This is a genomic window from Confluentibacter sediminis (genome assembly GCF_003258355.1).
GTDB lineage: Bacteria > Bacteroidota > Bacteroidia > Flavobacteriales > Flavobacteriaceae > Confluentibacter > Confluentibacter sediminis.
Genome location: NZ_QKPO01000005.1, coordinates 64550 through 79780, shown reverse-complemented (window position 1 = coordinate 79780; position 15231 = coordinate 64550). Strand labels below are relative to the sequence as shown.

At 34.4% G+C, this 15231-nt stretch carries 10 protein-coding genes and 1 tRNA gene; 7 read left to right on the top strand and 4 right to left on the bottom strand.

Annotated features, from left to right (window positions below; all coding sequences use genetic code 11):
- The first annotated feature begins 50 nt into the window (after positions 1–50).
- Complete coding sequence (locus DKT72_RS05350) at positions 51–347, top strand: thioredoxin family protein (protein ID WP_100610177.1); 297 nt, start codon at positions 51–53, stop codon at positions 345–347.
- Here the strand turns inward: DKT72_RS05350 and DKT72_RS05345 are convergent.
- Both DKT72_RS05345 and DKT72_RS05340 read right to left on the bottom strand, forming a co-directional pair.
- Positions 344–997, bottom strand: a complete 654-nt coding sequence (locus tag DKT72_RS05345) for a polysaccharide deacetylase family protein (protein ID WP_111307700.1) — start codon at positions 995–997, stop codon at positions 344–346. The two genes, DKT72_RS05350 and DKT72_RS05345, sit on opposite strands and share 4 nt — an antisense overlap.
- Positions 998–1000: 3 nt before the next feature.
- The gene (locus tag DKT72_RS05340; protein WP_111307699.1) at positions 1001–4354 is read right to left on the bottom strand and encodes a glycosyltransferase family 117 protein; all 3354 of its coding nucleotides are present in this window, start codon (positions 4352–4354) and stop codon (positions 1001–1003) included.
- A gap of 151 nt (positions 4355–4505) precedes the next feature.
- On the opposite strand from DKT72_RS05340, the gene DKT72_RS05335 reads away from it, so the two are divergent.
- A tRNA-Gln gene (locus DKT72_RS05335) sits at positions 4506–4578 on the top strand.
- A gap of 45 nt (positions 4579–4623) precedes the next feature.
- Here the strand turns inward: DKT72_RS05335 and DKT72_RS05330 are convergent.
- Positions 4624–5448 (bottom strand): universal stress protein, encoded by an 825-nt coding sequence (locus DKT72_RS05330; RefSeq protein WP_111307698.1) that lies wholly within the window; start codon positions 5446–5448, stop codon positions 4624–4626.
- 136 nt (positions 5449–5584) lie between these two features.
- On the opposite strand from DKT72_RS05330, the gene rimP reads away from it, so the two are divergent.
- Genes rimP through infB form a run of 3 tightly spaced genes read left to right on the top strand, consistent with a single transcriptional unit; the run spans position 5585 to position 10101 of the window.
- Positions 5585–6046, top strand: a complete 462-nt coding sequence (rimP, locus tag DKT72_RS05325) for a ribosome assembly cofactor RimP (protein ID WP_111307697.1) — start codon at positions 5585–5587, stop codon at positions 6044–6046.
- 12 nt (positions 6047–6058) lie between these two features.
- A complete protein-coding gene (gene nusA, locus DKT72_RS05320) occupies positions 6059–7291 on the top strand; it encodes a transcription termination factor NusA (RefSeq protein WP_111307696.1) in 1233 nt (410 codons plus the stop codon).
- A 29-nt stretch (positions 7292–7320) separates the two neighbouring features.
- A complete protein-coding gene (gene infB, locus DKT72_RS05315; protein ID WP_111307695.1) occupies positions 7321–10101 on the top strand; it encodes a translation initiation factor IF-2 in 2781 nt (926 codons plus the stop codon).
- A 61-nt stretch (positions 10102–10162) separates the two neighbouring features.
- Here the strand turns inward: infB and DKT72_RS05310 are convergent, their stop codons facing one another.
- Complete coding sequence (locus DKT72_RS05310; protein WP_111307694.1) at positions 10163–10552, bottom strand: SPOR domain-containing protein; 390 nt, start codon at positions 10550–10552, stop codon at positions 10163–10165.
- Positions 10553–10764: 212 nt separating this feature from the next.
- Between DKT72_RS05310 and DKT72_RS05305 the strand changes: the two genes are divergently transcribed.
- The gene (locus tag DKT72_RS05305) at positions 10765–12060 is read left to right on the top strand and encodes a cytochrome c3 family protein (RefSeq protein ID WP_111307693.1); all 1296 of its coding nucleotides are present in this window, start codon (positions 10765–10767) and stop codon (positions 12058–12060) included.
- Between the two features lie 30 nt (positions 12061–12090).
- Positions 12091–15201, top strand: a complete 3111-nt coding sequence (locus tag DKT72_RS05300) for a TAT-variant-translocated molybdopterin oxidoreductase (protein ID WP_111307692.1) — start codon at positions 12091–12093, stop codon at positions 15199–15201.
- Positions 15202–15231: the final 30 nt, after the last annotated feature.

Genomic DNA, 15231 nt, shown 5'->3' with positions numbered 1-15231 from the left:
AAAAAAATACGTAGGTTTGTATAAGTTATTTGGCTAATAAAGAATTAAGTATGTCAAAATTTGGGGAACTTATCGATGTAGACATTCCTGTTTTGTTAGATTTTTTTACAGAATGGAACGAGCAATCAACTGCCATGCATGCGGTATTAAGAGATGTTGCCGCAGCTCTAGGTGATAAAGCTAAAGTTATTAAAATTGATGTTGAAAAGAATGAAGAATTGGCAGAAGCACTTCGGGTAAAAGGATTACCTACATTAATAATCTATAAAAATGGCGAAATGAAATGGCGCCAAAGCGGTGAACAAGATGCCAATACCCTTATAGGCATCATTCAGCAGTATATTTAAAAAATTAAAGGTCTAAAGTTATAACCTTTGTCACTAAAATATTCCAAGGTTTTTGGTAGGGTGTATTGCATGTTTTTTGATGCTTTTACACTATCGTGAAAAACAATAACACTTCCGCTGGTCGATTTGGAGATTACATTTTTTAAACAAGTATCTTCACTTATAGTCTTATCCCAATCAAAAGATATAATATCCCACATAACAATTTTATATCCTAAAAGCATCAATTCTTTTCCTTGTTTAGGTGTTATTTGTCCGTAAGGTGGGCGAAACAGATTAACTTTTGAGGAAAGACTATTATTCATTTGAGAATTTATCATGTCTTGTGTTTTTTTAATATCTAATAGATAGTCAGCTGCTTTTGTTTTCCAACCTTTTATATGGTTGTATGTGTGGTTTCCAATAGCATGTCCATCATTTAAAACATTTTGAAAGATATCAGGGTGGTTTGCAATATTTTTACCAATACAAAAAAAAGTGGCTTTTGCGTTAAAAGCTTTTAAAGTGTTCAATGTCCAATCGGTGATTTCTGGTGTAGGGCCATCATCAAAAGTAAGATAGAGGATTTTGTCTTTAGTTGGGATGTCCCAAACATAGTTTGGGAACATCTTTTTCGCAACTAATGGTATTTTTACAGGTGCAAAGGTCATACCTTACTCCGGGGTTACATCTATACTGCTATCTTCTACAGGAACGTCTTTGTCTGTTTTGGGTTTTATTTCATCTTCGGACGGGTTTTCATAAAAATGTTTAAATAACTTTAAATTGTTATTGAAAACCTCACTCTCAGTTTCAGCAAATTTAGGGTCATATTTCATTAAAACATCAACCAGTCCTTTATAACGTTGTATGTCAGTATAAATGTCTTCAAATAATTTTTCTTGATTCTTTATTTTTAAACTACTATAGTATGCTAAATTTTCCTGATATTTTTTAGAGACTTCTTTAAATAGTTTCTGAGCTTTTTCTTTATTTTCTACTTCATAGTATGCACTAATATAAGGCTCTAAAAGCGTATAATAGCCAAAATATTCAACTGGCATATTAGTCATGGCTATATCTGCTATCTCTTCGGCTTTCTTTAATTTATTCTCATTAATTAATTGCTCAATCAATCTGGCTAAATTACCTCTGTATGTAATGGAGTTTTTTCTGGTTTCTGTATCATGATAAATATTTTTACCACTGTTGCCCCAATCCCAATGTTTTACTTTTTCATACATAAGGTCACTATCTACACGCCCCATGTCAAATGGGTTGGCTTCATTAACAGGCGTTTTTATAGGTACTAGCTTATAGCACATACCGTCTAGCTGTAAGTAATCTTTCATCCAGATATAATCGTCGTCACCAAAACTGCCGCCTGTAAAATAAATAGGGCGTTTCCAATCGTTATTGGCAACAATATCCAACATAAGCAATCTGTTTTTTAATAAAGCACCTCCTGTAAGATGAATATCAATATAAGGTACTATTTTGTCAGCATCCTTAGGTTTCACAATGCCATATTTTAATGCGTTTTCCTTATTTACGGGAATCCTTAAATTGGAAGTTGGCACATAATTGGCATTTAAATCTTGGCTTCTTACTTGCTTTAGGTCTGTAGCATCGTAACCCTTTTGCTCAAGAATGAACTTATACTTTGTTTTAGGATTGTTACTTTGTATGATATTCAATAATTCTTTTACTTGTAATGTGTCTCTAATAACATTTTCAATTTGAAGAAATTCATTAGTGCCAAATTTGTAATCGTTATGGGTGAGCTGTGAAGGAATTGGGTCACTTTCATAAGCTTTACGTTTCATTTGGTCTATATACCAATCTGTTTGGAATAAACTGGTGTTTACCACACGAACATCGGTTCTGTAACCTTCAATTTCTTGGGCATACCATAGGGCGAAGGTGTCATTATCTCCAATAGTGAATAGAATACCATCTTCTGCACAGGAATCTAAATACATTTTCGCCATGGACTTGGCCGTATATTTATCAGATCTATCATGATCATCCCAATTGTTCGCGGCTAAAATTCCAGGAACCAATGCTAAGCATACAACAGTTACTAGACTAGCAGTTACATTTGCGGGCAAATATTTTTTTAGGGCATCAAATAAAGCATAAACCCCGAAGCCAATCCAAAGTGCGAATACATAAAATGAACCCACAACAGAATAATCCCGCTCTCTAGGCTCAAAAGGACGAACATTGGTGTAAAACTGAATGGCTATTCCTGTAAAGAGGAAAAACACCAGCATCACCCAAAATAATTTTTTGTCTTTATTGAATAAAAAGAAAAAGCCTATTAACCCTAATATAAAAGGCAATAAGTAATAGGTGTTTCTGGCTTTGTTGTTTTTAACATCACTAGGCAACTTGTCTTGAGACATGCCTAAAAGTTTTTCGTCTAATGGTTTTATACCAGTAATCCAATTTCCATGGTTGTCATACCTGCCTTGTATGTCGTCTTGCCTTCCTGAAAAATTCCACATAAAATAACGAAAATACATATACCCTAGCTGATATTCAAACATGTAGGTAATGTTAGACCATAAAGAAGGTTTTTCAACATCAATATAACCTTTGTAGCGTTTTAAAAATTTATTATAACCTTCATAATCTACATTTCCTTTGGCTACATTGCTTTTGAAATCGTTCACCAAAGTTCGAAGTTCATTCTGCATTTGGTATTCTGGTTTTAATTTGAAATTTAAAAACCCTGAATACATCATATAATTTTCGGCATGTTCGGCACTCCACATTCTTGGAAGTATGGCAGCATGCTTGGAATTATAATTTTGTTTGCCATTTTTATAATCATTTACAATAACATACTTGCCTTTAGCGTCATCTTTTTCATATTTAGGCTTGTCGTCTGAATACGGATTATTTTCATCTAAAGAAGCATATTGGTCTGTAAATAAAGGACCGTAAAATAAATAGGACTCTGGGTATTGTTCTAAATTATAATAAGCCAATAATTCTCTGGCACTCGATGGATTATTTTCATTAATGACTACATTAGCATTGGCGCGAATAGGAAGCATTAACCATGTAGAAAAACCAATAATAATATAGGTTAAACATAAAATACTTGTGTTTAAATGGGTATAATTTTTCTGTTTAGTATATTTTAATGTATAGTAAATTATGGCAATTAATAAGATGCCTGCGATGATGGATCCTGAATTAAAAGGGAGTCCGATGCTGTTGACAAAAAAGATTTCAAAAGCACTAAATATTTTAAGAATGTTAGGGGCTAGTAATTTGAATATAAACAATAAAACAGCCACTGAAACAATATTAGCTATGATGAAATTTTTTATGGTTACGGTTTTATAGTTTTTAAAATAATAAACAAGACCAATAGCAGGGATGGTTAATAAACCCATAAAATGCACCCCAAAAGATAAGCCGATAACAAATGAAATTAAGATAAGCCATTTATTGCCTCTGGGTTTGTCCATGTCCTGTTCCCAACGTAGTCCAAGCCAAAATAATACAGACATAATTAACGTGGCCATAGCGTATACTTCAGTTTCAACAGCATTAAACCAAAAAGAATCTGTAAATGTAAATGCTAACCCGCCGACAAGCCCACTTCCTAAAATAGCTATGTATTGTTGTTTAGTTAAAGAAACTTCAGTTGCATTGTTGTTGACGTCTTCTTTATTGGAATTAGAGTAAATCACTAACTTTTTAAGTAGCAATGTAATCGTCCAAAACATGAAAAGAATGGTGAAAGCACTAGAGACAGCACTCATCATATTCATCATCCACCCAATTTGCGAAGGCTCTAAAGCGAACATTGAGAAAAAGGCTCCAAGCATTTGAAATAAAGGTGCTCCTGGCGGATGTCCAACTTGCAGTTTTGAAGAAGTTAAAATATATTCTCCGGCGTCCCAAAAGCTTACAGTAGGCTCAACAGTTAAGCTATACGTTATTAAAGCTATTAAAAAAGCGAACCAGCCTGTTATGGTGTTCCATTTTTTAAAGTTAAAATCTGTCATGAAAATGTTTGTTTTTTACTAGGGCGAATTTAGTAATAAATCTGCAATAGCATCATGCTTTTAAGTAAACGTTAAGGATTCAAGATTATTTTTAAAGAAAATGCTTGTTCAAATAAAACTTTGTATTAAATTTGCACCCTCAATTACACATTGGCTTATGGTGTAACTGGCAACACGTCTGGTTTTGGTCCAGAAGAGTCTAGGTTCGAGCCCTAGTAAGCCAACATGATTGTTAATCCTGATTCTATTTGAGTCAGGATTTTTTTTGTTTAAATTTTAAACGTAAGAACGGGTCTTTTGGCATGGTTTACTAAATCTTCACTAATACTGCCATTAAAGAAATGGGATATGCCTTGTCTTCCATGGGTGCTCATGCCAATCAAATCTGCTTTTATGGATTGTGCAAAATTCATGATGCCTGCTTCAATGGTCTCATCGTTGTATATGTTTATCGTGAAATTTTTAAAATCAACACTTTCCGTAAAGTTTTTTATTCTTTCTTCCGCTTCTATGGTTGTCATAAATTTGTTTGGAGTATTAACCAGTAGTAAATGTACCTTAGCTTTTAATAAGGCAGCAAAATCAATAGCTGTTTTATAAGTAGCTTTGCTTTCATCATTAAAGTCCGATGCAAATACAAATGTATCTATGTTAAAATTTTCATGTTCTTTTTTAATAACCAGCACAGGAACATCAGATGTGCGAACCACTTTTTCTGTATTAGAGCCTATAAGCATTTCGGTAAGCCCATTGGATCCTTTAGATCCCATGATTATCAAGTCAATTTTTTCTTTTTCACACAGCGCCATAACGCCTCTAAATATGTCGTCAAACTCCACGTGTTCATGAATTTTAATGCCTGTTAAGTAATTTTTTCGAGTTAATTGTTCAAATCGTTTACGAGCTAATTTCATAAAATAAATAGCTTCAGGCAAATCGTTGTAGGGGATTATAGGATCCACTTTATGAAGTGGTAATTCAATAATATTTAATAAGTGAATGTCACAATGGTGTTTTTTTGCAAGTTGTGCTGCTACTTTTAAAGCGTTTTCGGCCTGTGGGGAAAAGTCGGTGGGAACAAGTAGTTTTTTCATGGGTATTAAGGTTAAGTTTCCTATAAATTTATATATTATTACTTTAAAAATCAATTAAAATATTATATATTTGCGCCGTTGTTAGGCAAAAAAGATATATGAGGGGACAAGAAGTCCCCTCTTTTTATAATAAAAAATGTTTAAAACTACTGTTGAAAATTTATTGGAAAAAGCCTTGTTGGAACGAAGCGATTTGTTTCTTATCGATTTTTCTATTCAAGGAGATAATCACATAAAAGTTGTCATCGACGGAGATCAAGGTGTTTCTGTAGAAGACTGTATGTTTGTTAGTAGAGCTATTGAACATAATTTGGATAGAGAGGAAGTTGATTTTTCTTTAGAAGTGATGTCTGCGGGGGCTACAAGTCCTTTAGTAGATAAAAGACAGTATAAAAAAAATATCAACAGAGAACTTACGGTAAGTACAGCTTCTGAAAAAATAGAAGGGGTACTTGCCAAGGTAACGGAAACTGATATTACATTGGAATGGAAAGTGAGAGAACCAAAGTCTGTAGGTAAAGGTAAAGTGACTTTGAAAAAGCAAGCGAATATTGCTTATCAAGATATTATTGAAGCAAAAGTGATGATTAAATTTTAATTCAAAAGGAGTATGGAAAATATTGCGTTAATTGATTCTTTTTCAGAATTTAAAGACGATAAGTTAATTGATCGTGTAACGTTAATGGCGATTTTAGAAGACGTTTTTAGAAACGCTTTGAAGAAAAAGTTTGGAGATGACGATAATTTTGATATTATTGTTAATCCTGATAAAGGTGATTTAGAAATTTGGAGAAATAGAGTTGTTGTTGCTGATGGCGCTGTAGAAGAGCCTAATCAAGAAATTTCGTTGTCTGAAGCTCGTAAGATTGAGCCGGATTTTGAGGTAGGTGAAGATGTGTCTGAAGAAGTAAAATTGGTGGATTTAGGTAGAAGAGCTATTTTGGCATTGCGCCAAAACTTAATTTCTAAAATTCATGAACACGATAATACCATAGTTTATAAGCAATTCAAAGATTTAATAGGTGAAATATATACTGCTGAAGTACATCACATTCGTCACAGGGCGGTTATTTTATTGGATGATGAAGGCAATGAGATAGTGTTGCCAAAAGAAAAGCAAATTCCATCTGATTTTTTTAGAAAAGGAGATAATGTAAAAGGTGTTATAGATAGCGTTGAGCTTAAAGGAGCAAAGCCTACTATAATTATGTCTAGAAGTTCCCCTGCATTTTTAGAGAAATTGTTTGAACAAGAAATACCAGAGGTGTTTGATGGACTAATCACTATAAAAAACGTTGTGAGAATTCCTGGAGAAAAAGCAAAGGTGGCTGTAGATTCTTATGATGATAGAATTGATCCTGTTGGAGCTTGTGTAGGTATGAAAGGATCCAGAATTCACGGAATTGTTCGCGAATTAGGAAATGAGAATATCGACGTTATCAATTATACAAACAATTTACAACTCTACATTACTAGAGCTTTAAGCCCAGCTAGAGTAACCTCTATTAAAATAAATGAAGCAACAAAACGTGCTGAGGTTATATTAAAACCTGAAGAAGTTAGTAAAGCTATTGGTAGAGGTGGACATAATATTCGTTTGGCTGGTCAGTTGACTGGTTACGAGATAGATGTGTTTAGGGAAGGTGCAGAAGAAGATGTGGAATTATCTGAGTTTTCTGATGAAATTGAAGCATGGATTATTAAAGAATTTAGTAAAGCTGGACTGGATACTGCTAAAAGTATTCTTGAGCAAGATGTTCAAGATTTAGTAAAAAGAACAGACTTAGAAGAAGAAACAATTAATGACGTTATTAGAATTCTTAGGGAAGAATTTGAAGAATAACATATATTTGAGTATTTTAAAGGCAATTTATGGCTGAAACAGTAAGATTAAATAAAGTATTAAGGGAACTCAATATTTCTATTGATCGCGCAACGGAGTTTTTAAAAGACAAAGGCGTAGAAATAGAAAAGAGTCCGAATACCAAAATATCAGAGGAGATTCATATACTTCTTTCCAATGAATTTCAAACAGATGCAAGCAAAAAAGTAGCATCTATTGAAGTTAGTGAAGCAAAATTAAAGGAGAAAGAGGTGTTGCGTGAACAACGTGAACGTGAAATCGAAGAAAAACAAAAAGAAGCCGCCAAAAGAGAGGAGATTTACAAAGCTACTAGAACGCTTTCGGGACCTAAGCAAGTTGGAAAGATAGATTTAGAGCCACAGAAGAAGGAAACAAAGCCGGAGCCAGAGCCTAAAAAGGAGGAAGTTGTAAAACAAGAAGTCGTTAAGCAACCAGAACCTGTTAAGGAAGTGTTGAAGGAGGTTAAAGCAGATCCAGTTGAACCAGAAGTTAAGAAGCCTGAAACAGTTGTTCCCAAAACTGATCCTAAACCTATTGTTAAAGAGGTTCCAAAAGAAAACAGAGATACAAAAGCTGCTCCAGAAGAGGAAACGTTAAAAACAAAATACCAAAAGCTTACTGGACCAAAAATATCTGGTGATAAAATTGATTTGAGTCAATTTAATAAACCAAAGAAGAAAAAAGAAGATAAAAAGACAGATACAAAACCTAATGATGCGAATGCTGCCAATAAGAAAAAGCGTCGTAGAATTAGTAAAGTAGGAGGGCCATCAGGCAATAATCAAAACAGACCAGATGCTTCACCTAGACCACATTCAGGTTCAAATGACAGATTTAAAGGTAAGCCTGGTCAAGCAAGACGCCCTATTATAAAAGAAGAGCCAAGTGATGAAGATGTAAAAAAACAGGTAAGGGAAACACTTGAAAAATTACAAGGCAAAGGTTCTAAAGGAAAAGGAGCTAAGTATAGAAGAGAGAAAAGAGATTATCATAGAGATCAAACAGAAAGAAATTTAGAGCAAGAGGCAGCGGAAAGTAAGATTCTTAAAGTTACTGAGTTTGTTACTGCTAGTGAGGTTGCTACCATGATGGATGTGCCAGTAACTCAAATTATTTCTGCATGTATGTCACTAGGTATGATGGTGACTATGAATCAGCGATTGGATGCAGAAACATTGTCTATTGTAGCTGATGAGTTTGGTTATAAAGTAGAATTTGTAACTGCCGATATTGAAGAATCCATCGAGGTAACAGAAGATTCAGAAGAAGATTTATTACCTAGAGCACCTATTGTAACCGTTATGGGTCACGTAGATCATGGTAAAACATCGTTATTGGATTATATTCGTCAAGAGAATGTAATTGCAGGAGAATCTGGAGGGATTACCCAACATATTGGTGCTTATGGTGTAGTATTAGAAGGTGGTCAAAAAATAGCTTTCTTAGATACGCCAGGTCACGAAGCGTTTACAGCGATGCGTGCACGTGGAGCTCAAGTAACAGATTTAGCTATTATTGTAGTAGCGGCCGATGATGATATTATGCCACAAACTAAAGAAGCTATTGCGCATGCACAAGCTGCTGGGGTACCAATCGTTTTTGCTATCAATAAAATAGATAAGCAAGATGCAAATCCTGAAAAAATTAAAGAAGGATTAGCGCAAATGAACTTATTGGTTGAAGATTGGGGAGGAAAAATCCAATCACATGATATTTCAGCAAAAAAGGGAACTGGTGTTAAAGAATTATTAGAAAAAGTATTGCTTGAGGCTGAATTATTAGAACTTAGAGCCAATCCAAATAAAAATGCAACTGGAACTGTTGTGGAAGCATTCCTTGATAAAGGTAGGGGTTATGTAGCAACTATATTGGTACAGGCAGGAACATTACGAGTTGGTGACTATGTGCTTGCTGGTAAAAATAGTGGTAAAGTAAAAGCGATGCATGATGAGCGTGGTAAGGATGTTGTAGCCGCTGGACCATCAACTCCAGTATCTATTTTAGGATTAGATGGAGCACCACAAGCCGGTGATAAATTTAATGTATTTGATGATGAACGTGAGGCAAAACAAATTGCTTCTAAACGAGCGCAATTGCAACGTGAACAATCTGTTAGAACACAACGACATATAACACTTGATGAGATTGGTCGTCGTATCGCTTTAGGAGATTTCCAAGAATTGAATATTATCCTTAAAGGAGATGTGGATGGTTCTGTAGAAGCACTAACGGATTCGTTCCAAAAATTATCTACTGAAGAAATTCAAGTTAATATTTTACACAAAGGTGTTGGGGCCATTACGGAAAGTGATGTGCTATTAGCTTCGGCATCCGATGCTATTATAGTAGGTTTTAATGTGAGACCTGTTGGAAATGCCAGATCTATTGCAGATAAAGAAGAAATTGATATCAGAACATATTCTATTATTTATGATGCCATAAACGATCTTAAAGATGCAATGGAAGGTATGTTATCTCCAGAGCTTAAAGAAGAGATTACTGGAACTGCTGAAATTAGAGAGATATTTAAAGTTACTAAAATTGGTAGTATTGCAGGATGTATGGTAACCAATGGTAAAATATTTAGAAACTCCAGCGTTCGTTTAATTAGAGATGGTGTAGTTGTTCATACGGGTGAATTAGCTTCATTAAAACGATTTAAAGATGACGCTAAAGAAGTTACTAAAGGTTTTGATTGTGGTATGCAGATTAAAAATTACAATGATATTCAAGAAGGAGATATCATCGAGGCATTCCATGAAGTTGAGGTTAAAAAGAAACTTAAATAATTAAAAATTTTATAATAAAAACGACTCATTCGAGTCGTTTTTATTTATACCATCATTTATTTTACTTTTTAGGTTTAAAAATAAAAGCACTTGAAAACTTCTGTTTTATTTCTTTTAAAGCTTTATCTGCCTCCAAACGAGTTCTAAAGTTTCCTGCCCAGGTTTTAAAGTTTGGTTGTTCGTAAACAACTGTTGGACTCCAATCTTTGAATTTTGAATTAAATTCTTCTTGAGCGGCATAAGCACCAGACCTATTTCCATTATAAATTTGAATTTTATAACGATCTGTTGCATTTTCATTTTTATTCATATCCTTCCTTATATCTAATAAGGTGGTTATTTTTTTATCTTGATTTACAGATGCAGAGCCTTGTTGGGCATAGCAATGTATTGATAAAGAAACAATAGCGATAAAAGCTAATGAGGTGATTTTTAAATTTGATGTTTTCATTTTCAAATATATTAATACATATGTATACGTTACAAACTTAATTATGGCTCATTTTATTATTTAGAATCCCTCTAAATTAACAATTAACGCTTATCTAACATTTCTAAAATCGACTTTTAATATTACTTTTGCCTGAGATTTTATAACTGCGTTTTTTCTATTATTGAAAGAAAAAATCATACCAAAGTTTAGAAGTTAATTTAACCAACAATATGGAACAGGTGATTCACCGTAAGTTAAGTAAAAGCATTCTTAGTTTAGGCTTAATTATTTTATTAGCGTTTACAACATCGCTTTCTGCTCAAGAAGGAGATCCAGCAAAAGGAAAATCATTGTTTAATGCCAATTGTGCTGCATGTCATCAATTAGATAAAAAAATGACAGGTCCTGCTTTGCGTAATATTGAGGCACGTTTGGCAGATGAACAAGGCCTGGATAGAAATTGGATAACCAATTGGATTCATAACAGTCCTGGGTTGATTAAGTCTGGTGATGCTTATGCCAATAAAATTTACAATGAATTTAATAAAACTGCTATGACTGCATTTCCGCAGTTGTCAGACCAAGATATAAGCGATATTTTAGCTTATACGGCAGAGGTTAAAGAGGAAGCTCCTGCTCCAACAGCAGGAACAGAACAAGCTGCTTCTGGTGCTGCGTCAACTGGCGGTATTTCGAATGAAATTATTCTTGGAGCTTTAGCTATACTATTTATATTGTTAGCATGTGGTTTGTATTTAGTAAACAAAACATTGCGTCGTTTTGCAGCGATTCAAAATATAGAATTACCAGAAGAAACTAAAAGAACACCATTGTGGAAAGCTTTTGTTAAAAACCAATTTTTAATGTTGGTGGTTGCTATTTTCTTCTTATTGACAAGTGCTTATTTTATGTATGGTTATTTAATGCAAATAGGGGTGGATCAAGGATATCAGCCAGTGCAACCTATCCACTTTTCACATAAAATACATGCTGGTGATAATGGTATAGATTGTAAATACTGTCACTCTTCAGCTAGGGTTAGTAAAACATCAGGAATTCCGTCATTGAATGTATGTATGAATTGTCATAAATCTATTTATGAATACAAAGGAGAAACAAGTCCAGAATATCCAAAAGAGTTTTATGATGGAGAAATTAAAAAATTATATGCAGCAGCTGGGTGGGATGATGCTGCTCAAAAATACACAGGCAATTCACAGCCGGTTAAATGGGTTCGTATTCATAATTTACCTGATTTTGTTTATTTTAATCACTCTCAACATGTTACCGTAGCGGGTGTGGAATGTCAAACCTGTCACGGGCCTATTCAAGAAATGGAAGTTGTGTCTCAATTTGCTCCCCTAACAATGGGTTGGTGTGTTAACTGTCATAGAACCACTAATGTTAATATGAAAGACAATGCTTATTATGAAAAAATACATGAGCAATTGGCTAAGAAATATGGTGTTAAAGAAGTTACTGAAGCTCAAATGGGTGGTTTAGAATGTGGTAAATGTCATTATTAATTTATTAAAGAAGTAATTCAATTATATAATATGTCATCAAACAAGAAATACTGGAAAAGTGTTGAAGAGCTAAACGAGAATAGCTCTATTGTTGAGACGCTAAAACAAAACGAGTTTGTAGAGCAAATACCTACTGATGAATTTTTAGGCGATAAAAGTTTATTAGATGCAACATCTACAACCCGACGCGATTTCTTAAAATTTGTAGGTTTTAGTACGGCAGCAGCATCTCTTGCTGCATGTGAAGGGCCTGTGGTTAAGTCTATTCCTTATGTTGTTCAGCCGGAAGAAATTATCCCAGGAGTTGCTAATTACTATGCAACTACTATTGCTGATGGATTTGATTTCGCAAGTGTTTTGGTAAAAACTCGTGAGGGTCGTCCGATTAAAATCGAAAACAATGCTATGGCAACTACCAATGGTGGTGCAAACGCCAGAGTGAATGCTTCGGTTTTAGGATTGTATGATAGTTTAAGAGTTCAAGGTCCCACTAAAGATGGAAAATCTATTTCTTGGAGTGCATTTGATTCGGAAACAAATCAAAAATTAACTGATATAAAGGTTTCTGGAAAACAAATTGTATTACTTACACAAACTTTTGCGAGTCCTTCTACTAGTAAGTTGATTTCAGAATTTAAAGAAAAGTATGGTAATGTTAGTCATGTGGTGTACGATGCTGTTTCAGAATCTACTGCCCTTGACGCTTATCAAGCAAAATATGGTGAACGTGGTTTAGCTAATTATGATTTATCTAAAGTTATGACTATCGTTTCCGTAGGAGCAGATTTCTTAGGGGATTGGCAAGGAGGTGGTTTTGACTCTGGATATTCTAAAAATAGAATACCACAAAATGGTAAAATGTCCCGTCATATTCAGTTTGAGTCAAACATGACATTAACCGGAGCCAATGCAGATAAACGTGTATTGTTAACGCCAACTCAACAAAAAATAGCATTAGCTAAATTATATAGTTATGTAGTTGGTGGTTCTGTTTCTGGAAGTTTGCCTGATGCAGTTGAAAAAGCGGTTAAAAGTGCTGCAGCTGAAATTAAAAAAGCAGGAAGCAATGCTGTTGTATTAACAGGTATTCAGGATGTGAATGCTCAAACAGTTGTTTTAGAAATCAATGCCTTTTTAAACAGTAAAGCGTTTGATGCTTCAACACCAATAAAAACAAGACAAGGTAATGATAAAGAGGTTGCTTCTTTGGTTGCAGATATGAAAGCAGGTAAAGTGGGTGCCATCATCATGAGTGGTGTGAATCCTTTATACACCCTACCAAATGCTTCAGATTTTGCTGAAGGATTGAAAAAAACAGAATTATCCATTGCGTTTTCTCTTAAAGCAGATGAAACGTCTTCTGAATGTCAATATATAGCTGCGGCACCTCATTATTTAGAATCTTGGGGAGATGTGGAAATTAAAAAAGGACATTATGCTTTAACACAACCAACCATTCGTCCGTTATTTAATACCAGACAATTTCAGGAAGGTTTGTTAAAATGGAATGGAAATGACATGTCTTACCATGATTATATTAAAGATGCTTGGGGAACCACTATTTTAGGGGGAAGTTCTTTTAATCAAGCATTACACGATGGTATTTTTTCTGGAAGTATTGCTACAGAAACCATAAGTACAGCATCAAATTCAAACGAAACAGTTGAGGCACCTTCTGGAAATGCTTCAAGCGCATTAGCAAGTTCTGCTAAATCGAATGGAGGATATGAATTAACTTTATATACCAAAATAGGTATGGGTGATGGGCAACAAGCCAATAACCCTTGGTTACAAGAGTTCCCGGATCCCATTACAAGAACATCTTGGGATAACTATTTAACAGTTTCTAAAGCTGATGCAGAGAAATTAGGCTTGGTAAATACCCATGTTGCAAATGGTGCTTTAAATGGTAGTTATGCTAAGATTACTGTGAATGGAACGTCTGTAACTGCACCAGTAATGATCCAGCCAGGACAGGCAAACGGTTCGGTTGGTTTAGCACTTGGTTATGGGAAAACAAAAGGTTTAAAAGAAGAAATGCAAACAGGTGTTAATGCTTATGCATTGTACCATAATTTTAATAATGTTCAAAACGTAACTATAGAAAAAGTTGCAGGCGAACATGAATTTGCATCTGTTCAGTTACATAATACATTAATGGGGCGTGGTGATATTATTAAAGAAACCTCTTTAGTAATATTTAACACTTATGATAAAGAAGATGAAGAACATGGATGGAATCAAGTTCCTAAAGTATCTTTAAATCATGAAGAAGTCCCGGTAACATCTCCTGAAGTAGATTTGTGGGATGAGTTTGACCGTTCTATTGGGCATCATTTTAATTTATCTATAGATTTAAATGCTTGTACAGGTTGTGGTGCTTGTGTTATTGCTTGTCATGCAGAAAATAATGTCCCTGTAGTAGGTAAAGCGGAAGTTAGAAAAAGCCGTGACATGCACTGGTTACGTATTGACAGATATTATTCATCTGAAACATCTTTTGAAGGTGATGATGAGAAAAAAGATACTATTTCAGGGTTAGGAAGCTCATTAAGTGAATTTGGTGAATTGGAACATGCGTCTGAGAATCCTCAGGTTGCTTTCCAACCAATCATGTGTCAACATTGTAATCATGCACCTTGCGAAACGGTTTGTCCTGTAGCTGCAACATCACATGGTCGTCAAGGTCAAAACCATATGGCTTATAACCGTTGTGTTGGTACTAGATACTGTGCAAACAACTGCCCTTATAAAGTACGTCGTTTCAACTGGTTCTTATACAATGGAAACGATGAATTCGATTATCATATGAATGATGATTTAGGACGTATGGTATTAAATCCAGATGTGGTAGTACGTTCTCGTGGAGTTATGGAAAAATGTTCAATGTGTATTCAAAAAACACAAAAGACCATTCTTGATGCTAAACGTGATGGACGTGAAATTAAAGATGGTGAATTCCAAACAGCTTGTTCAGCAGCTTGTAATAATGGTGCTATGGTTTTTGGAGACATTAATGATAAGAGTAGTAAAGTTGCAAAACTTAAACAAGATAATCGTATGTATCACTTGTTAGAACACGTTGGAACAAAACCAAATGTGATGTATCAAACAAAAGTGAGAAATACAACAGAAGCATAAAATTAATTAAGAAACACTTATAAAAGGATT

Bases quoted from the DNA above. Each gene is read 5' to 3' on its own strand.
- DKT72_RS05350 (WP_100610177.1), top strand. From the start codon at position 51: ATGTCAAAATTTGGGGAACTTATCGATGTAGACATTCCTGTTTTGTTA.
- DKT72_RS05345 (WP_111307700.1), bottom strand. From the start codon at position 997: ATGACCTTTGCACCTGTAAAAATACCATTAGTTGCGAAAAAGATGTTC.
- DKT72_RS05340 (WP_111307699.1), bottom strand. From the start codon at position 4,354: ATGACAGATTTTAACTTTAAAAAATGGAACACCATAACAGGCTGGTTC.
- DKT72_RS05330 (WP_111307698.1), bottom strand. From the start codon at position 5,448: ATGAAAAAACTACTTGTTCCCACCGACTTTTCCCCACAGGCCGAAAAC.
- rimP (WP_111307697.1), top strand. From the start codon at position 5,585: ATGTTTAAAACTACTGTTGAAAATTTATTGGAAAAAGCCTTGTTGGAA.
- nusA (WP_111307696.1), top strand. From the start codon at position 6,059: ATGGAAAATATTGCGTTAATTGATTCTTTTTCAGAATTTAAAGACGAT.
- infB (WP_111307695.1), top strand. From the start codon at position 7,321: ATGGCTGAAACAGTAAGATTAAATAAAGTATTAAGGGAACTCAATATT.
- DKT72_RS05310 (WP_111307694.1), bottom strand. From the start codon at position 10,552: ATGAAAACATCAAATTTAAAAATCACCTCATTAGCTTTTATCGCTATT.
- DKT72_RS05305 (WP_111307693.1), top strand. From the start codon at position 10,765: ATGGAACAGGTGATTCACCGTAAGTTAAGTAAAAGCATTCTTAGTTTA.
- DKT72_RS05300 (WP_111307692.1), top strand. From the start codon at position 12,091: ATGTCATCAAACAAGAAATACTGGAAAAGTGTTGAAGAGCTAAACGAG.